General features: G+C 68.8%; 17 protein-coding genes. 7 read left to right on the top strand and 10 right to left on the bottom strand.

Annotation, left to right across the window (positions count from 1 at the left end):
• Positions 1-264: 264 nt before the first annotated feature.
• From ftsH to AFR_RS41740, 3 genes are read left to right on the top strand one after another with little or no spacing between them, the layout of a single operon-like run.
• Positions 265-2,298, top strand: a complete 2,034-nt coding sequence (ftsH, locus tag AFR_RS41750; RefSeq protein WP_023562894.1) for an ATP-dependent zinc metalloprotease FtsH — start codon at positions 265-267, stop codon at positions 2,296-2,298.
• Positions 2,295-2,966, top strand: a complete 672-nt coding sequence (gene folE, locus AFR_RS41745) for a GTP cyclohydrolase I FolE (protein ID WP_438829965.1) — start codon at positions 2,295-2,297, stop codon at positions 2,964-2,966. The genes ftsH and folE overlap by 4 nt, the downstream gene beginning before the upstream one ends.
• Before the next feature lie 28 nt (positions 2,967-2,994).
• The gene (locus AFR_RS41740; protein WP_023562892.1) at positions 2,995-3,405 is read left to right on the top strand and encodes a RidA family protein; all 411 of its coding nucleotides are present in this window, start codon (positions 2,995-2,997) and stop codon (positions 3,403-3,405) included.
• Here the strand turns inward: AFR_RS41740 and AFR_RS41735 are convergent.
• Genes AFR_RS41735 through AFR_RS41725 form a run of 3 tightly spaced genes read right to left on the bottom strand, consistent with a single transcriptional unit; the run spans position 3,402 to position 6,898 of the window.
• Entirely contained in the window at positions 3,402-3,662 is a 261-nt protein-coding gene (locus AFR_RS41735; protein ID WP_023562891.1) for a hypothetical protein, read from the bottom strand. The genes AFR_RS41740 and AFR_RS41735 overlap by 4 nt on opposite strands.
• A 15-nt stretch (positions 3,663-3,677) precedes the next feature.
• Entirely contained in the window at positions 3,678-4,316 is a 639-nt protein-coding gene (locus AFR_RS41730) for a hypothetical protein (RefSeq protein ID WP_023562890.1), read from the bottom strand.
• Positions 4,313-6,898: an FtsK/SpoIIIE domain-containing protein gene (locus AFR_RS41725; protein ID WP_023562889.1), complete on the bottom strand. Its 2,586-nt coding sequence runs from the start codon at positions 6,896-6,898 to the stop codon at positions 4,313-4,315. The genes AFR_RS41730 and AFR_RS41725 overlap by 4 nt, the downstream gene beginning before the upstream one ends.
• 169 nt (positions 6,899-7,067) lie before the next feature.
• On the opposite strand from AFR_RS41725, the gene AFR_RS41720 reads away from it, so the two are divergent.
• On the top strand, positions 7,068-7,592 hold the full coding sequence (locus AFR_RS41720; RefSeq protein ID WP_238547203.1) for a hypothetical protein: 525 nt from the start codon (positions 7,068-7,070) through the stop codon (positions 7,590-7,592).
• 4 nt (positions 7,593-7,596) lie between these two features.
• Here AFR_RS41720 and AFR_RS41715 read toward each other — a convergent pair whose 3' ends face one another.
• The 7 genes from AFR_RS41715 to AFR_RS41685 all read right to left on the bottom strand — a co-directional run bounded on the left by AFR_RS41715 (position 7,597) and on the right by AFR_RS41685 (position 16,084).
• Entirely contained in the window at positions 7,597-8,199 is a 603-nt protein-coding gene (locus AFR_RS41715) for a hypothetical protein (RefSeq protein ID WP_041841562.1), read from the bottom strand.
• Positions 8,196-9,335 (bottom strand): M23 family metallopeptidase, encoded by a 1,140-nt coding sequence (locus AFR_RS41710; protein ID WP_041841561.1) that lies wholly within the window; start codon positions 9,333-9,335, stop codon positions 8,196-8,198. Before AFR_RS41710 ends, AFR_RS41715 begins: the two co-directional genes overlap by 4 nt.
• Positions 9,332-9,823, bottom strand: a complete 492-nt coding sequence (locus AFR_RS41705) for a hypothetical protein (protein WP_238547202.1) — start codon at positions 9,821-9,823, stop codon at positions 9,332-9,334. Before AFR_RS41705 ends, AFR_RS41710 begins: the two co-directional genes overlap by 4 nt.
• Positions 9,824-9,889: 66 nt before the next feature.
• Entirely contained in the window at positions 9,890-11,851 is a 1,962-nt protein-coding gene (locus tag AFR_RS41700; RefSeq protein ID WP_041841560.1) for a DMT family transporter, read from the bottom strand.
• 1 nt (position 11,852) lies between these two features.
• Positions 11,853-15,299 carry an ATP-binding protein gene (locus AFR_RS41695; protein WP_023562883.1) on the bottom strand — a complete coding sequence of 1,149 codons (3,447 nt, stop codon included), beginning with the start codon at positions 15,297-15,299 and terminating at the stop codon, positions 11,853-11,855.
• Positions 15,300-15,411: 112 nt separating this feature from the next.
• Positions 15,412-15,774: a hypothetical protein gene (locus AFR_RS41690; protein WP_023562882.1), complete on the bottom strand. Its 363-nt coding sequence runs from the start codon at positions 15,772-15,774 to the stop codon at positions 15,412-15,414.
• Positions 15,775-15,790: 16 nt separating this feature from the next.
• Complete coding sequence (locus AFR_RS41685; RefSeq protein ID WP_023562881.1) at positions 15,791-16,084, bottom strand: hypothetical protein; 294 nt, start codon at positions 16,082-16,084, stop codon at positions 15,791-15,793.
• Between the two features lie 389 nt (positions 16,085-16,473).
• Between AFR_RS41685 and folP the strand changes: the two genes are divergently transcribed.
• The 3 genes from folP to folK are packed head-to-tail and all read left to right on the top strand — an operon-like array spanning position 16,474 to position 18,181.
• Positions 16,474-17,301, top strand: coding sequence for a dihydropteroate synthase (gene folP, locus AFR_RS41680; protein ID WP_063749661.1), 828 nt, complete (start codon positions 16,474-16,476; stop codon positions 17,299-17,301).
• Positions 17,298-17,657 carry a dihydroneopterin aldolase gene (folB, locus tag AFR_RS41675; protein WP_023562879.1) on the top strand — a complete coding sequence of 120 codons (360 nt, stop codon included), beginning with the start codon at positions 17,298-17,300 and terminating at the stop codon, positions 17,655-17,657. The genes folP and folB overlap by 4 nt, the downstream gene beginning before the upstream one ends.
• The gene (folK, locus tag AFR_RS41670) at positions 17,654-18,181 is read left to right on the top strand and encodes a 2-amino-4-hydroxy-6-hydroxymethyldihydropteridine diphosphokinase (RefSeq protein ID WP_023562878.1); all 528 of its coding nucleotides are present in this window, start codon (positions 17,654-17,656) and stop codon (positions 18,179-18,181) included. Before folB ends, folK begins: the two co-directional genes overlap by 4 nt.
• The last annotated feature ends 7 nt before the right edge of the window (positions 18,182-18,188 follow it).

Here is an 18,188-nt window from a genome sequence, read left to right as displayed (position 1 = left end):
TCCGCAGCCCGGGCTGACGCAGTCGCGAGCGGCACCCACGGTGTACGGTCGAGTGACCGATGGCGCAGTGTCACGAGCGCCGGAGGGGTCGGATCGGTAGCGGTCGCGACGGTGTGGTTTGCCGGAGCGGCCTCAGGCTATTGAAACGGCAGCGTCTCCGCGATCCGGATGCCTGCGACGGCGCCCGGTGACGGGGACTCGTCAACCCAGGTGACCAGGACGCCGATCAGGAGGGTCCGGGCGCATCAGGCGCCCGACAACAGTATGGAACGTACGCGTTTCTTCCGCCGCCCGGTGGTCTGGATCATTCTGGTGATCATCGGTGCGATTGCGCTGAGCTCATTCTTCACCAGTGGTCCGAGCTACCAGCGAGTTGATACTTCGGTCGTCCTCGAGCGACTCAACCAGCCCGGCATCAAGAAGGTCATCCAGGAGGACAAGGAGCAGACGCTCCAGCTCGAACTGGCGACACCGGAACGGTTCGACGGCAAGTCCACGGACAAGATCGAGACCCAGTATCCGTACGAACTGACGGATGAGGTCTGGAACGACGTCCAGGAGGCCAAGACCGCGGGCCGGATCACCGGCACGATCGACGCCAAGGTGTCCGGGGACAGCATTCTGCTGAGCCTCCTGGTCAACCTGCTGCCGATCGCCATTCTGGTCATCCTGCTGCTGCTGTTCATGTCGCAGATGCAGGGTGGCGGCTCCCGGGTCCTCAATTTCGGCAAGTCCAAGGCCAAGATGCTGACCAAGGACATGCCGAAGACGACCTTCGCCGACGTGGCGGGTGCCGACGAGGCCGTCGAGGAACTCCACGAGATCAAGGACTTCCTCCAGAACCCCGCCAAGTACCAGGCACTCGGCGCCAAGATCCCCAAGGGCGTGCTGCTCTTCGGCCAGCCCGGTACGGGTAAGACCCTGCTGGCGCGAGCCGTCGCGGGTGAGGCCGGCGTGCCGTTCTACTCGATCTCCGGTTCGGACTTCGTCGAGATGTTCGTCGGTGTCGGTGCGAGCCGGGTCCGCGACCTCTTCGAGCAGGCCAAGGCCAACGCCCCGGCCATCGTCTTCGTCGACGAGATCGACGCTGTCGGCCGCCACCGCGGTGCCGGCATGGGCGGCGGTCACGACGAGCGCGAGCAGACGCTCAACCAGCTGCTCGTCGAGATGGACGGCTTCGACACCAAGGGTGGCGTCATCCTCATCGCCGCCACCAACCGGCCGGACATCCTCGACCCGGCGCTGCTGCGCCCGGGCCGGTTCGACCGGCAGATCCCGGTGGACAACCCCGACATGGAAGGCCGCAAGGCCATCCTGCGGGTGCACGCCAAGGGCAAGCCGTTCACGCCCGACGTCGACCTCGACTCGGTCGCCCGGCGGACCCCCGGATTCTCGGGTGCCGACCTGGCCAACGTGATCAACGAGGCCGCGCTGCTGACCGCCCGCAACGACAAGCGGGCCATCTCGAACTACTTCCTCGAGGAGTCGATCGACCGGGTCATCGCCGGCCCGGAGCGGCGCACCCGTGCCATGAGCGACAACGAGAAGAAGATCACCGCCTACCACGAGGGCGGGCACGCGCTGGTGGCGTACGCGCTGCCGCACTCGGCCCCCGTGCACAAGGTGACGATCCTTCCCCGTGGCCGCTCGCTCGGGCACACCCTGGTCCTGCCGACCGAGGACAAGTACACCCAGACCCGTGCCGAGATGATCGACACCCTGGCGTACGCCCTCGGTGGCCGGGCCGCGGAGGAGCTCGTCTTCCACGAGCCCACCACCGGTGCCGGCAACGACATCGAGAAGGCGTCCGGCCTGGCCCGTGCCATGGTCACCCAGTACGGCATGAGTTCGAAGCTCGGTGCGGTCAAGTACGGCACCAGCGGCGACGAGCCGTTCATGGGCCGCAACATGGGCCACGAGAAGGACTACTCCGACTCGGTCGCCGCGGACATCGACTCCGAGGTCCGGGCGCTGATCGAGCTGGCCCACGACGAGGCCTGGGAGATCCTGGTCGAGTACCGCGACGTCCTCGACAACATGGTGCTCGAGCTGATCGAGAAGGAGACCATCACCCAGGAGGACATGAACCGCATCTGCGCCCGCGTGCAGAAGCGTCCTCCGATGGCACCCTTCAACGGCTTCGGCAAGCGCCTCCCGTCCGAGGCACCGCCGGTCCTCACCCCCGCCGAGCGCGACAAGCTCAAGGCGCAGGCTGAGGCCGACGGTCAGGTCGCCGTCGGCGGCGGCAGCCCGAGCACGGGTTCGACGCCGAACGGCTCGGTGGAAGGCAACCTCTGATCACCGACGGCAGCGCGACGGAGCCCAGCGACTCCGACGAGCCTGACTACCTCGCCGCGCGTCTGGTCGACGGCAAGCTCACCGGTACGCCGGTCGAGCAGGCCGTCGACCTGGCCCGCATCGAGAAAGCGGTCCGGGAGATCCTCATCGCCATCGGTGAGGACCCGGACCGCGACGGTCTGATCCGTACGCCGGCCCGGGTCGCCCGGGCTTATGCGGAGTTGTTCGCCGGCCTGCGGGTCGACCCCGCGAAGGTGCTCACCACGACGTTCGAGGCGAACCACGAGGAGCTCGTGCTCGTCCGCGACATCGAGCTGATGAGTCTCTGCGAGCACCACCTGCTGCCGTTCAAGGGTGTTGCCCACGTCGGTTACATCCCGGGTGTCGACGGCCGCATCACGGGCCTGTCGAAACTCGCCCGGCTCGTCGAGGTCTTCGCCCGGCGGCCCCAGGTGCAGGAGCGGCTCACCTCGCAGATCGCCGACCTGTTGATGGAAAAGCTCAGCCCGCGCGGCGTGATCGTCGTCCTCGAGTGCGAGCACCTCTGCATGGAGATGCGGGGCATCCGCAAGGTCGGCGCCCGCACGGTCACCTCGGCGGTGCGAGGTGCGTTCCAGCGCGACGGCAAGGTCCGCGCCGAGGCGATGGCGCTGATAAACGCGCGCTGATCTGCGCCCGTTTCGCCATACTGGCCCGATGCTTTCGAAGTTCAATCCCTCCACCGTGCACGAGCCGTCGGGCTACAGCCACGTGACGATCACGTCGGCCGGCCGCCTCGCCCATCTCGCCGGGCAGTGCCCGCTCGACCTCTCCGGCCAGGTTGTCGGCAGTCCGGGCGACTACGAAGCGCAGACCGACCAGGTCATCACCAACTGCCTCGCCGTGCTCGCCGCGGCCGCCGCCCAGCCGTCCGACGTGGCCCGCTCGATCGTCTACGTCGTCAGCACCGACAGTTCGGTCCTCGCCGGCGTCTGGGACCGGCTGCTCGCCTCCGAGCTGGCCCCCGCGTTCACCACGGCCAGCACGCTGCTCGGGGTGGCCGCGCTCGGCTACAAGGGCCAGCTGATCGAGGTCGACCTCACCGCGGCTCTGCCGGACCCGGCCTAGACGATCATGCGGTAGGCGTCGGCGCTGTCCATCGCGGACCGAGCCAGCGTCTGCGCCTCGTCGAGGCGGTTGCGGGCCTGCTCCAGCTGCGCGATCGCCATGGCGATCGACGGGTGGAACGAGCCGATCGCCGTCATCCGCAGACGGGTCAGGGCCTCGTCGAGCTGGTCCGACACCTGCAGAATGCTCGCCACGGCCCGCTGGGTGCCGTCCACCGACGCGGCCACGTTCGCCTTGACCTCTTCGACGCTGGCCATCTCAGCTCCCCACCTCTACCGGATAAATGCGAGCAGTCCCACGCCCATGCAGGTCAGCAGCACCGGCGTCAGGCACGCGATCGCGCCGACGAGCGGCGTACGGTCGACCTTCGCCTGGCCGCCACCGTAGACAAAACCGATCGTGAGCCAGCCCAGCCCGAACGCGAGCAGCGGCATGCTCAGCCCGCACAGCAACGCGTAGGTGGGCAGCGAGCCGGACGGTGCGACCAGGTACAGCACGATCTGGACGATCAGCACGGCCGCCGCGAACGGGCCGTAGACGAGAAGGTTGCGCGCCCACGGCCGCCACGGGGTCGCCGCGCCTGACTGCAGCATCGCCGCGTCGGCCGCGTCCGCGGTGCCACGGGCCTGCCGCAACACCGCCAGGATGGCCTCCGGGCCCGCGGCGACACTCTGGGCCGCCAGCGCCTGCTCGGCCGGTTGGGGTGTCAGCGTGGCAGCCGGCACACCGAGGTCCTGCATCAGGCGGGCGTGCTGCGGTGCCAGACGTGCGCGTACCGAAGCGAGCTCCTGCTGGGCGGCCTGGACCGTCGCGACCTGCTCGCTCGCCGCGGTGGTCGCGGCCCGCCGCACGGCGTCGAGACGCTGCGCGGCCGCCACATAGTCGGCCCAGGGGCCTTGCTCGTCAGTCACGCGGCGTCACTCTCGGGCTCGACAAACGGCACGACCGTCGAGGTCCGGTCGGTGTGCCGGTCGTGCAGCAGCGCGCGATTTTCCCGCGGTTGCCAGTCCAGCGACTTGCCCAGCATCAGACACACGTCCTGCCCCGGAATGTTCAGGAAGACCAGACCGGCGACGTCCTCCCGGCCCGCGCTGCCACCCGTCTCCTCGCTGAACCGGCGCAGCCCACGCCACCACGACAACAGGTGCACGCCGCGGCTCGGACCCTCCCGCAGCACCTGTCGCAGCCTCGGCAGGGTGCCCGGGCTGATCGCGTCCATGCCGAACACGATCCGGTAGCCGGGCCGTTCCAGGTCCATCTCCGCGGCCAGCCCGGCCGCGTCGACCACGACGACCTCCTGGCGGTGCCCGATCTCGACCGCCAGATCCTTCGCGATCTCGTCACCCTCAGCGACCAAGGACGAGATCACAAACCTTGCCGTACGCGGTGAGTGGAACGCGGCAACGCTGCGTGCGGCGGCCTCGAGCACCTGAGCACCGTCCGGCCGCGACCCGAAGATGGCCAGGTGCCGCCCCGGCGACGCGTCGAGCGGGAACGTGGCGGTCGACAGGTTGACGTCGATGACCCGGCCGACCAGCGCGGCGGGACGCCCGGCCCGGCCCGCGAGCGCGGCCCGGTAGGTCGGGTCGTCGGCCAGATGCTGATGGGCGTAACCGGCGAAGATGCGCGGCGCGGCGGACTCGGGATCGCGGGCACCCCAGAGCTTGTGCCGCAGGTCGCTGAGCACGGCGCGGTCGGCATGCGGATCGGGGAACCGCACGATGCGTTCGTGGCCGCGCGTGGCACCCCGCGGCCCGCCCAGCCCGCCGGCGGTGTTGATGACCGCGGTGCCCAGCGGCAGCCCGGCCGCTGAGTCGTTCGTGGGCTCCAGCACGTCCCCGCCGCCGGGCAGCGCGATCCGCACCGGGAACTGCCCGAAGATCGAGTCACGTTTGGCGTACAGGGCCTCGACGCCGAGGACCGTCTGGCTGGCCAGGATCAGGTGGATGCCGTACGACCGGCCCTTGCGCGCCAGCGACTCCAGCAACTGCACCGCCTCACCGGCCATCGGGTCGTTCCCGGCCAGCAGCACCTGGAACTCGTCGATGACACAGAGAATCCGCGGCATCGGCCGGCCACGGCCCTCCTCGGCGGCGACCGCGCGCAGGTCCGCGAAGCGTGTCACCCCGGCCCGCTTGTACGCCACCGAGCGCCGCGTCATCTCCGCGTCGAGCTCGCGCAGGACGGCCAGGCCGTACTCCCGGTCGGACTCGACACCGACCGCACGCGCGTGCGGCAGCCAGGTGCGGTCCCGCTGCGTCGGCACGAACTCCGCGAAGGAGACACCCTCCTTGAAGTCGAGCAGGTACAACCCCAGCTCATCGGGGCTGTAGCGGGTGCCCAGGCCGTACAGGACATTGATCAGGAAGGCGGTCTTGCCGGCGCCGGACCGCCCGCCGACCATCCAGTGTGGAGTCAAGTCGTTGAAGCGCAGCACCACCGGCGTGTCACCGTCGTGCCCCACGGTCGTCCCGAGCCCGTCGGCGGCATCACCGCTCCAGATCTCCTCGGACGGCTCCGGCAACAGATCGGCCAGCGTCACCTGCGAGGCCGCCGCCGAATGTGCGGCCAGCTCCCGGCAGACGGTGTCGACCAGATGTGGCGGCGGATCGTCGTCGAGGAAGACCGGCGCGTTCAACCAGACCGCCTCCGGGATCGACCCGAACGTCACCCCCGGCGGATTACCGATCACGGCGTACGGGTTACGCAGCGACACCTGCGTCGTCCGCGGCAACGGCGCCTGCGTCGTCTCGGCGGTCAACGGCGGCGGCGGCCAACCGGCCACGATCAGGTGCAGGCCGGACTCGGGCCCCTGCTGCGCCAGCGCCGCGATCCGTACCAGGTCGGCACCCTCGGTGAGCTCAGGCAGGCTCGCGATGACCAGCAGCATCATGCGGTCGCGCCGCCCCCGGCGCACCGCACTGCCCCGCACGGGCCGCAGCCACTTCTCGGCCTCGGTCAGTACATCGCGGAGCTTGTCGCGGTCCGTGGCCGTCGGCGACAACAGGCCGGCATCCGCCAACGCCGCAAAAGGGGAGAACACGGTGCCGCCCCCCATGCAGTCGACGGCCCGGACAAGCAACGACCCGGCGGGCGCGGCAGCCAGCAGCCGCAGCAGCAAACTCCGCAACAGCCCCGCCACCCGCGGATCCCGCGCGTCGGCGTCAACAGTCAGATGCCCGGTCCCGAGCAACGGCACCACGGCAGGAAAACGCGCGTCGTCCAGCGGCTGCGCCACCCCGAGCCGCACGAACTGCGGCGGATAATTCCCCCCGAGCGGGGTATTCGCCGACTGCGCATCCAGCGGCGCCCCGAGCCAGCCAGGAGCCAGCTCACCGGCCGCCACCCGCAACTCCTCGACCAGCCGATGCTGCTCGAGCGAATCGGCGGCGGCAGGCGCCTGCGACTCCAAAGCCGCCGCGGCAGCTTCGACAGCAGCCTCCGCCTGGCGGTGCAGGGCAGCGGCCTGATCGGTACGCCCCGTCGACTCCACCGCCCCACCTCCGTCTGTGCGCTCAAACCGTACCTTGCACGGCCCGCCGCCCAATCTTCCCAGTACGGGCGCCGCTTTCCACCCGGCGGGCCGGTCCCTCCGGAGCGATCCACCCGTACGCACCGGTCCACAGCGGAACTTGCGCCCCGAACGCACTAATCTGGGTGCTGTGAAGCACACCAACCCGCCCCCGCAGCCCGCGGTCCCGCAGCCGGGGCAGGTACCCCCACCCCCCAAACCCCGAAACCGCCGGCTGCGCCTCTTCCTGGCCATGGCCGCGGGAATCCTCGCGCTCCTGTGCCTGGGCGGGGTGGGAGTATTTATTTCGTTCTATGACGAAGCCACCAAAATCGAGCGAACCGCACCGGACGCGGTGGTCGACAGCTTCCTGCGCGCCTACCTGGTCAACCGCAACGATGAGGAAGCGGCTCTGTTCACCTGCAAGTCAGGCGCGGACCTGACGCAGATCGATGCCTTCAGAACCGACATCCAGAGTCGGGAGCAGCGTTTTTCCATCGGGATCCGGGTGGATTGGACCAGCCTCACTGTGCGCGAAGAGGGAGGCAAGACCACCGTTTCCACCGACGTTCGCCGGATCATTGCTGATGGCAGCGAACGAACGACCGATTCGTGGCAGTTCGCAATGGTCGACCAGGACGGATGGCGAGTTTGCGGAGCGACCCCGATCCCCTGACCGATCATTCGATCCAGAGCAGGTGAACCGGTACTTCGAGTGTGCGTGGCGCCTGCCCGCTCCAACCCCACCGGTACCAGTCGAGTTCGGTGGCGACCCGGGCGCAGATGTCGCCCTCGGCGCTGGTGTGCAACTCCGTGACGGCTCGAAGTTCGCGTCGTTCGCCACCGTCTTCAAGAAGCTGCACAACGCGGTGGCCGGTCAGTGCATCGGCGTCCAAGGCAGCAACGGGATTGCGACGCGGAGGCTCGTCCAGAGACACCAGTCGAGACATCACATCGCCGGGTTTGGCCGGCGTTCCCGCCATACCCAGTTCCTCCACCCAGACCCGTTCAACCGGAACGAGGGGGGCGAAGACCTCGGTCTGTTCGGCTTCGGCGCGGTACCACTCCGCCTCGGGCATGACCGGGACATAGGTCCGGCTGCCCTGCACGACCTTCTCGTCGGCGCGGAGGTCGGCTCGCCAGCCATGACCGGGCAACCCGATGAGGACTCGCCGACCGCGCAACTGGCCACCCATGGTCGCCGGAGTGGGCACAACGGGACGTGGGGGTTCCTGCGTCCACTCGGATCCGGCGAATGGATCAGGAATTGATTCGCCGGTCATCCCGCCCCGCCCAGCGGCGACCCGTGCTGGGCCATGAACTGCACCGGATCCACCGCGCTCTTACTGGACCGGTCATTGTTGAGGTGTACCTCGAAGTGCAGGTGAGGCCCCGACGAGTTACCACTCGTGCCGCTGAGACCCACAACCTGACCGGCGGCAACCTCCTGGCCGGCCTGCAGATCCGGCCGTTCGACGAGGTGACAGTAACGAGTCATGATGTTGCCAGCATGCCGGATCTCCAGCATCCAGCCACAGCCACCCTTGCCGGGATAGCCCGCGACGTCGCAGTCCTTCTTCCCGCTGAAGGTCTCGTCGCACTTGATCCGGGAAACGACACCGCTCGCCACCGATCGGACCGGCGTACCGGTGCCCACGATCAGGTCGACGCCCTGGTGGGAGGGCCGGCTCGCCGTGCGGAACCCCGATCCGACCACCGACTTGTGTTTCCCCTTGCCGTTCTTGGCGAGAGGGTTGGTCCAACCGGAGGCGGAGACCTGATCGGCCGAGGCGCAGACCATCGAAAGTGAATCGCCGACAGCGTTCGCTGCGCCGTCCGCGAGCGCATTCACGATCTGGGTCGCGATCGGCTCGTGTTTTGCGTAGGCGCTGGGATAGGCGCTGATCTGGACGCGCTGCGCGGCGCGGGTCAACGGGAGGTCGTCCCAGTTCTTGACCTTCTTGAGCTTTTCGTAGAACTTCGTCGCGGCGTATTCCGGGTCGGTGACCTCGTCAGGCGTTCCCCAGCCGCTGCTCGGCCGCTGCTGGAACAGACCCAAGGAGTCATGGTCGTTGCGCTCGCCGAGATGGCCCAGGTTGGTGAGCCGCGACTCCTGCATCGCCGTCGCCACCGCGATGACCCAAGCCCGGGGCGGCAGTTTCATCTTGGCGCCCACATTGATGATGATCGCGGCATTCTTGATCTGGTTGGGCCCGTAGGGCCGGATGCGCGGCAGCTTGGACTCCGGGTCGACCGGGCCGGCGGCACCGCAGCCCGCTGACGTCAGCTTGAGATCCTCGCTGTCGTCTCCGAACCCGCCGAGGAGCAGCGCACTCACGCTGCCGCCGCAGCAGAGCAACGCGAGGGTGGCCACCAGGGCGACCAGCAGCGCCACCTTGCGTGGCCTAGGGACGTTCATGAACGGTTCCAGTCGACGCCGTCCACCAGCCAACGCCCGTCGGGTGCGACCATCTGCAGGGTGAGCTTGCCGGAGTCGACGGTGATCACTGCATTGACCAGGCCGTCACCGAGCGGAACGAGCGTCGGGCGATCCACGACCCGATCGGCGGGCACGTCGGCCGGGTCGACGCCGTCCAGTTCATCCGCGAGATCCTTGGTCGCGTTCGGCAGCAGAGCGTTGTGCCATGTTTTTGCGGAGACGTTTTTGTGGTCGACCCACGCCGAGGCAAAGGCGTAGGCAACGGCTTCTGGCTTCGCCGTTCCTGGCCGGGTGCTGGGCTCAGGCGGGGGTTCGTCGTCGACGATGACACCGTCGTCGTCGTGGCTCGGGTCGACGCTGACCGTGGGTGCGGTGGGAACAGCATCAGTCAGAGGCGGTTGAGGATTGGTGCCCGAGAAGAGCCGGCCGATACCGACCACGGCCAGAACCAGCACGGCGATCACCACGGCGACACCCCAGCGGGACCGGAAGAGACCGGTGAGGCTGCGCTCGAGAATCCTGGGCATCCCGGATCACTTCGCCTCGGTGCGCACTCGGGGCGAGGCTGGTTCGCGGGTTGTACTCCCGGTCTCCGGCCGATAGATCGCGTAGGAGGCAGGTCGTTCGGTCACATCCGGCTCGGTCCAGGTGGAGCTGCGCCGCTGTTTGGCGGCCGAGGCCGTCACCGGGACCGGCCGGTGATCCGGGTTGGGAGCGCTGTCGCGTGTCGACTCGTTCCCGTCCGGGCGGCCACCGGGTGCGGTGACCTCGCGGCTGGGCGCCGCCGGATTGTTCCGGCTGAGGGCGGCATGGGCCGGATCCTCGAGTCGCGCCTCGGGCCGAAGGTTGGTCTGCTCCACGTAGACACCACGGCTCTTGCCGATCCGCGGTTCATTGGTGCCACCGGCATCGGCCACATCCAGCTTGGCGGCCTCGCGCATGTCGCGGAAGAACCTGCGGTGCCAGGACCCGGCCGAGGTGATCGCCGAGGTGCTGTCCTTGCCGCCGAGCTGGGTGATCCGGCGGTACGGGCGCAGCAGCAGCCAGCCCACCACGCCACAAAGCCACACGAGCACCACTTGCAGCCAGCCGGCCAGGCTGGCCGTATTCATGATCAGGTCTACGGCGAAGAGATAGATGGCCGCGCCGGTGCCGAAGAGCGCGATGTTGAAGATCGCAGCCACGACGGCGTTGGCAAGGCGGCGGATACCGGAACTCGCCGGTCGCAGGAGCCCGACGGTGCCGAGAATCGGCGCCGCGATGACTGCCCACCGGAAGATCAGGAATCCGAGCAGCACCAGGAGCGAGGCGGTGAGGTCGAACATGGCGAACATGATCGACGCAAGAACCGCGATGAAGCCCGCGCCGACCCGATCCATCCCGTTGACACCTCGGAGGTACTCGTAGGCCTCTGGGTCTTCGTTCTGGATCTGCTGGGCGACTTTTTCCCACTGCTCGTTCTTGGCAGTGATGGTCGGCTTCCGGGTGTCCGAGTTGTCGCGCATCTTTTGCGCTTCATCCCAGGTGAACGACCGCGCGTCGTAGAGCGCCCGGCCGTACTTCTGAGCTGTGACGCTGTCAGCTGACCCGAGGAGCCCTCGCAGCCAGTTGCGATAGAGCATCGTGTCGGTCGCCGTGTCACTGGCACGCACCGCCGGCGGCCGGTTGTCCTGGCATGCGTCTGCTTTTCCGAGCTTGCATCCGGCGGTGGCATCACCGTCTTGTGGCCGTGGTCCGACGGCATCATGGACCACGCCCAGAGTGGTGATCAAACTCTGGTCGGCGATGTTGGCCGACTTGACCGGCCAGGCCGCGATCGCTGTCACCGCGACCATGACCAAGATGGCCCAGCCCGCGGTTGTTGTCGCCGCTCCCATGTCGGCCTGCTGCGACCGCCAGATCAGATACAACCCCACCACGGCCAGAGTGATGACTCCGAAGACGCTGAAGACCTTCTCGTAGACGGCCTTCGTGGCCTGCTCGACCAGCGGGTCGGCCCATCCCCACAACGCCTGCGGATCCCAGGCCCGCTCGCGCAGGGCGTTCGAGGCACCGATGACCGCGGTGGCGATCATGAACTCGCCGTTGGCGACAGTGGTCTCGAACTTGTACTCCGGGTCGATCAGCGTCGAGGCGCAGCCGCCCTCGAGGTCATAGGTGGTGTAGCTGTAACCCGCATAGCCGTACTGGCTGTAGATGCCCTGCGGACCGTTCTTGGTGGACGACTCCGGACGCTCCGCGAACCAGCCGGCCAGACCCGAGTCGGGTGCACTCGGTGTCGGGGGCTTCAGGCACTCCGCCCGGTCGCCGGCGACGTCGGTGAGGCGGTCCACACAGCCTCGGAGATCGTTTTTCCATTCCTCGGTGCTGCAGGCGCCGCCGGGGGCCTGGAGGGGGCCGGCGGTTGCGGCGGACGGGGCGGCCACTGCCCAGGCGATGCTCGCCACCAGTGCCACCATGATGGTCAAAACCATTGCGCACGTCCGCCGTACCATCTCAGACCTCCAGGTCGGACAGAGACGGGAGTGCCGTCGGCGTTGCTTTGGCCGCCGCAGGCGTGGTGTCGAGGTAGTCGAGCAGCCCGTCTACGTATGACACGTCTACGCGGACTTTTTGGACTCGTCCATCGACATCTCGCATGACAAATTCTCGGAAGCCGAGGCGGTTGGAGGTTGAGGTGTCGGCCTGGGACAGCGACGCCAGGGTGGCTTCGTAGCCGTCGTGGACCGGCACGCGGAGGAGGCGGAGGGCTTCGGAGGCGATTTCCTGGTCTTCGGCGATGCGGCCGACGAAGACGGTCGACACGAGGTTTTGCACGTCGAGGCCCAGGATGTCGCGGGGGTTCTGGGAGGCGACGAACGCGGCGAGGTTCCACTTGCGGGAGTCGCGGGCGAGGCGGACCAGGAACGAGCGGCCGGAGCGCCAGCCTTCCATGAAGTGGGCCTCGTCGAGGCCGACCATCTTGCGGGAGGCCATCGAGCCGCCGTAGCAGCGGCGGACCGCCAGACGGTGGGCCGTGTGGAGCATCGGGAGGGCGAGGGATTCCTCGGCCGACCAGTACTCGCGTTCGATCTTCAGGTCGGGCAGGCGCAGGCCGGCCATGGTGATGACCGTGAGGGCCGAGTCAGCGCCGAGAAGATGTGCTGGTGGGCGGCCGAAGAACAGGAGCGCCAGGGGCATCTCGGCCGTGTCCAGCAGGAGGTTGGCCAGCTCTTTGCCGTTGTCGTCGAGGGACTGCAGGGTGGCGACGACGTCATCGAGGGTCGACGTCTCCTCGGCCGGGACCTGCCGGACCGCGTGGCGCAGCAGCGTTGCCGTCGAGGCTTCCTTGGCGACCTGGGGCGGGACCAGCATCGAGCAGATGTCCTGGACCAGCATGCGGCGTTCGGCGCGGGCGTTCGAGACGGCGATCTCGTACTCGCGGTCGCCGCCGGTGCCGGTCGGGAACTCGGTGCGGACCGGGGTGGGGATCAGCGCATAGGGCGCCAGCGTTCCCTGCTCCGAGCCGGTCAGGTTCAGGACCCTCGAGTACGGCTTCAGTTCCGGCATCGCGCACAGCCGGGCCAGCGGGCCGGACGGGTCGAGCAGGGTGACCTGGACGCCGCGGCGGGCGTTCAGGTAGCCGAGGGCGCCCATCAGGGTCGACTTGCCACCACCGGGCTCGGCCACGAGGACGCCGAGGCCGGACCGTTCGCGGACCTCCATGGGGAAGTGAAGGTCGAGGAAGACGGGCCGCCGGCAGGTGCCCGCCGTACGCCCGATCAGGTCGCCCCGGCGGTCGCCGACGGTCGACGCGGCCTGGGGCAGCGCCGCGGCGAGCAGCTTGACCGGCATGCGGCGCACGTAGCCGGTGTTGGCGATCGGCTCGCCCGGGATGAACTCGCGGGCCAGCTGGTCCTGGTTCTTCGGGTGCTGCAGGGAGATGCGCAGCTCGCGGGAGTAGAGCTGGATCAGGCGGCGGGCGCGTTCGAGGCATTCCTCGCGGGTGCGGCCGCCGACGGCGATGCGGTGCCAGCCGTGGGCGCGGGCCGACTCGACCGGGAGGCCGGTGGTCATCTCGTCGCCGATGACCAGCGCGCGCTTGGCCAGACGTTCCAGCTCGGGCGGGGCGTCGATGCCGTGCTCGGCGTAATCGAGCTGCTGCGAGCGGATCATCCGCAGGCGGTGCTCGAGGTTCTTGAAGGAGCTGTTGGAGCCGAGGATGTCGATGCGCGACGACAGCTCCATCGGCCACGGCAGGCGCTCGTGGAAGTGCATCCACGGCTCGTGCTTCTCGGGGATCTCCAGCGGCTCCATGCGGCCCACCGAGAGGACGGCGACGTGCCGCTCCTCGCCGGTCATGCGGTTGACCAGCTTGACCGTCGATCCATACGGGGTGCGGTAGCGCTCGACCTGTTCGGTCAGCGCCAGCAGGTCACCGCGTTCCCAATGTCCGTTGGAGATCGGGGAGAGCGGGCCGGGAGGGGCCATGCAGAGGGCGACCGACCGGAACAGCAGCCATTCCAGCTCCTGCGGGGTGACCCGGCGGCCACGCATGCCGAACGCGTTCAGCACCTCGTCGAACTGCTCGACCGTCCGGCCGAGCTTGCGGCGCTCCCCGTCGGAGGTGCCCTTGCCGAACATCCGCAGGATGCGTTCGGAGAAGGTGTCGCCGAGCGAGCGGCGGGCGAAGGTCACGCCGAGGTAGGTCTGGCCCTCGGCGTGGTTGACCGACAGCAGGTGCCGCTGGGCCGCGACCAGGTGGTCGGACCAGGACGTCGCACCGCTGACGTCGGGCAGGGGCTTCGCCGTGAACGAGTCGACCGTGCGGGCCCACTCGTCGGCCGGGAACGGGCGGTTGGTGCGGCGCAGGTGCAGCCGGAAACCGGCCAGGCCGGCGTACTGCTCGGAGATCGCGGAGAGCAGCGCCTCGCGCTCGGCGTCGGGCCGGAACGCCCAGCGCACCTCGGGCAGGGAATACCAGGCCGTGACGGTGCTCTGGGTGAAGGTCAGGTGCCCGGCGATCTCGCTGATCTCCAGCTCGATGGACGGGTCGCGGTCGCTGAACTTGAGCTTGTGCGGCCGCAGCGGTGACGCCTTTTCGCGCACCGCCGGGAGGTTGGCGGGCTCCTTGCGGCTCTTGCGCTTGGCGGGCGCCTTCTCGCGACGCTTTGCCGGTGCCTTTTCCGGCATGGTCGCCGGGAGCTCGGCGTGCGTCTCGGGCACCGGAGGCAGAGCCGGGGCGTACGGCTCGACCGCGCCGACCGGCGTCACACCGGGAGCAGCCGTCTGCCAGAGCGGCGGCGACTGCACGGGCGGGGCCGAGACCGGTCGCGGCTGAGACGCGACGGGTGGGGAGGCGACGGCCGGCAGCGCGCCGGGGCGGGCCTCCTCGGGCCAGTCCTCGAAGTCGGACTCCGGCGCCTCGTGCTCGTCGAAGAAGTCGGCCTGGGGTCCGACGGGCGCCCGCATGAACGGCGAGACGGGCGCGTCGGCCGGCCGCGTGCCGGCGGGAAAGACGCCCGGGGCCGGGGCAACCAACGGCTCCGGAGCCGACGGCCCCGCAACGAACGGCGACGGCACGGACGAATCGGTCTCGGCCGGCGGGGACGCATGAATCTCGGGTGCCGGGGAAGACGCAGGCGGGGCGGTCGGGGGTGAGGTGGCCGGAGGCGCGGACGTCTGACGGCGCTCGTCGGCACCGTCGAAGTCGAACCCGAAGTCGAAGTCGACGTCCGGGTCGTCGGCTGGTGGCTCCACCTGGGCCGGCGGACCCGAGGCAGGCGCGGGACCCCCCGGGAACAGGTCGAGGAACGGGGAATCGATGTCCATCGGGTCGACCGGCGGCGTGCCGTTGACACGCGGCCGCACCGGCTGCGGGGCCTGGAAGACCGCCACAGCACCGTGTCCCGGACCGGGCACCTGCTCCTGATTCTCGTCAGCAGAGTAGTTGTCCGGTCGCACACCGTTACTTTGCCTGCCCGTAGAGGAGGCGTCCGCGCGGGAATGCCCGGGCGGTGGGGTAGCGGTCATGAACGGGCCCCGTTCGGGCATGCAGCATGAGAGGCGAAACTGGTCATACCAACTCCTCCCGAACCCTGATGCGCGTAGCGACAAGTCTCGGGTCGCGCTGCTCGACGGCGGGCTCGCGGGTGCGGCGCCAGTCGGTGAGCGCAGTACGGATGACCATCCGGGCGGGGCGGTCCGGATCGACGTGCCGGAACACGTACGACGTCGTGACCATGGCCAGGGCGATCTCCCAGGCGGGGAAGGCGTCGAACTCCCACGTCAGCAGATAGTGCAGAAACACGAACAATGGCACTAGGAGGACGAACATCCCGTACTGCGCATATGGCAGGTGCATGGGCAGGGTGTATCCGGGCGGGCCCAGGTAGACCAGGCGTGCCCGGTAGATGTCGTCATCGGTGCGCAGCCGCATATGTCCGCCTGCTGCCTCAGGTGAAGATGAGGCTGATGAGGTAGTCGCCGACGAAGAACAGCGTCGCGGCGCCGGCGATGAACGCGAGGCCGACGATGGCGATCGCGGAGCTGGTCAGGACCTTGGAAATTTCACCGCGGCTGGCCCGGCCGATGAAGATGATGCCCAGGATGGCCAGCAGGATCGGTGCGATGTTGCTGGCGAAGAAGGTGACGACACCTTCGGTGTTGATGCCCTTGGGTTCGGGGGCGGCCAGGGTGCCTTGCTGGAGGGCTGCCGCGACCTGCGCGACGAGCTCTGTGGCGATCATCGGTAAACCTCCCGGGTGACCGGCGTGAGGGCGCCGAACACACTGCAGTTGTTAAGCCTCGCTGACAGCAACGCCCATATGGTGCTACTTCCAGCTCACCGCGTCGAGTGAGCTGGTCAGGGCGCTCCTGTCCTACCCAAAGCCCGTCTGCTCTCTTCGGTCCTTCAATGATGCCCAGGTCTGAAGAGTACGGCCCGTACTTCTTACCTACAAGCTGCCCGATTCGTTACCGAAGGTAAAGACATGACTGAAGATGAGTCACGTGATGTCGAACATATGTTCTAAGAGTGCCTGCCCGGTACCGTCTTCCCGTGAGCGATCCGATCGGTAGCGCAACGACCGCGCAGGTCAGTGGCGACCTGCTGCTTCAGCAAGATCACCCGGTCGTGATGGGCGTCCTCAACGTCACCCCCGACTCCTTCTCCGACGGTGGCCGTTTTGCCGGCGTCGAGGCGGCGGTCGCTCACGGCCTCGCGCTGCGCCGGGCGGGTGCCGACATCATCGACATCGGTGGTGAGTCCACGCGCCCCGGCGCCGACCGGGTCGACGGCCCGACCGAGATCGCACGGGTCCTGCCGGTGGTCACCGAGCTGGCCCGCGCCGGGGTGCCGCTCAGCATCGACACCACGCGGGCCGAGGTGGCCGCGGCCGCGCTCGCGGCGGGCGCGGTGGTGGTCAACGACGTCTCCGGCGGTCTGGCCGATCCGGGCATGGCCACCGTCGTCGCCGACGCGGGCTGCCCCTGGATCCTCATGCACTGGCGTGGTCATTCGCGCCGGATGCTCGACCTGGCCACCTACACCGACGTTGTCGCGGAGGTTCGCGCCGAGCTGCTTCAGCGGGTGGAGGACGCGGTCTCCGCCGGCGTCGATCCCGGCCGGCTCATCCTCGATCCGGGCATCGGTTTTGCCAAGCGCGCCGAGCACAACTGGGCGCTCAGCGCGCATCTCGATCAGCTTGTCGCCCTGGGCCACCCGGTGCTCTTCGCGGCGAGCCGCAAGACCTATCTCGGCCGGCTCCTGGCTTCCCCCGACGGCGAGCCGCGGCCCGTCGACGGCCGCGAAGCAGCGACGATAGCGACGTCCGTGCTGGCCGTGGCCGCGGGCGCGTGGGGCGTCAGGGTGCACGACGTGCGCGCGACCGCGGACGCCCTGGCCGTGTGGCGCGCCACCGGCCGTCCGCGTTTCCAAAGATCAAGTTCCGGGGGTACGCCGTGAGTGACCGCATAACGCTGAGCGGCCTGAAGGTCCGGGGTCACCACGGTGTCTTCGACTTCGAGCGGCGGGACGGGCAGGACTTCGTGGTCGACGTCGTCCTCGAGCTGGACCTGGCCCCGGCGGCCGCCACCGACGACGTCACGGACACCGTCCACTACGGCGAGCTGGCGGGGCGTCTCGCCGAGGTGATCGCGGGGGAGCCGGTCAACCTGATCGAGACGCTGGCCGACCGGCTCGTCACCGTCTGCCTCGCCGACGGCCGGGTTGCCGCCGCGACGGTCACGGTGCACAAGCCGCAGGCGCCGATCCCGCACGAGTTCGCCGACGTGGCGGTCACCGTCCGGCGCACCCGATGACCCGGGCGATCCTGTCGCTGGGCAGCAACCTCGGCGACCGCTACGCGTATTTGAAAGAGGCCGTGACGCAGCTCGGCGACAGCGCGGTGCTGATGTCCGGGGTCTACGAGACGCCGCCGTGGGGTGATGCCGACCAACCGGCGTACCTGAATGCGGTCGTGCTGGCCGTGGACCCGGCGGCGGATCCGAGGAGCTGGCTGGACCGCGTGCGGGAGCTGGAGAAGGCCGCAGGCCGGGCCCGTGATCCGGAGCGGCGTTTCGGGCCGCGCACCCTCGACGTGGACGTCATCGCGGTCTGGCGCGACGACGACACCCCCGTGCTCAGCGACGACGAGGAGCTGACGCTGCCGCATCCGCGAGCCCATCTGCGGGCCTTTGTCCTGAAGCCCTGGCTGGACCTGCAGCCCTACGCCCAGCTGCCCGGACACGGCTGGGTGACCGATCTGCTGAACGCCCCGGAGCTGACCGCCGACGCGAACGCTCTGACCCCGCGGCCCGATCTGCCGTTAGAGTCACTGGCGTGAGCAGCAA

It is taken from the genome of Amorphoplanes friuliensis DSM 7358, assembly GCF_000494755.1.
Taxonomy (GTDB): domain Bacteria; phylum Actinomycetota; class Actinomycetes; order Mycobacteriales; family Micromonosporaceae; genus Actinoplanes; species Actinoplanes friuliensis.
The sequence above is the reverse complement of the archived record's forward strand: the minus strand, read 5'-3'. Positions and strand labels throughout refer to the sequence as shown.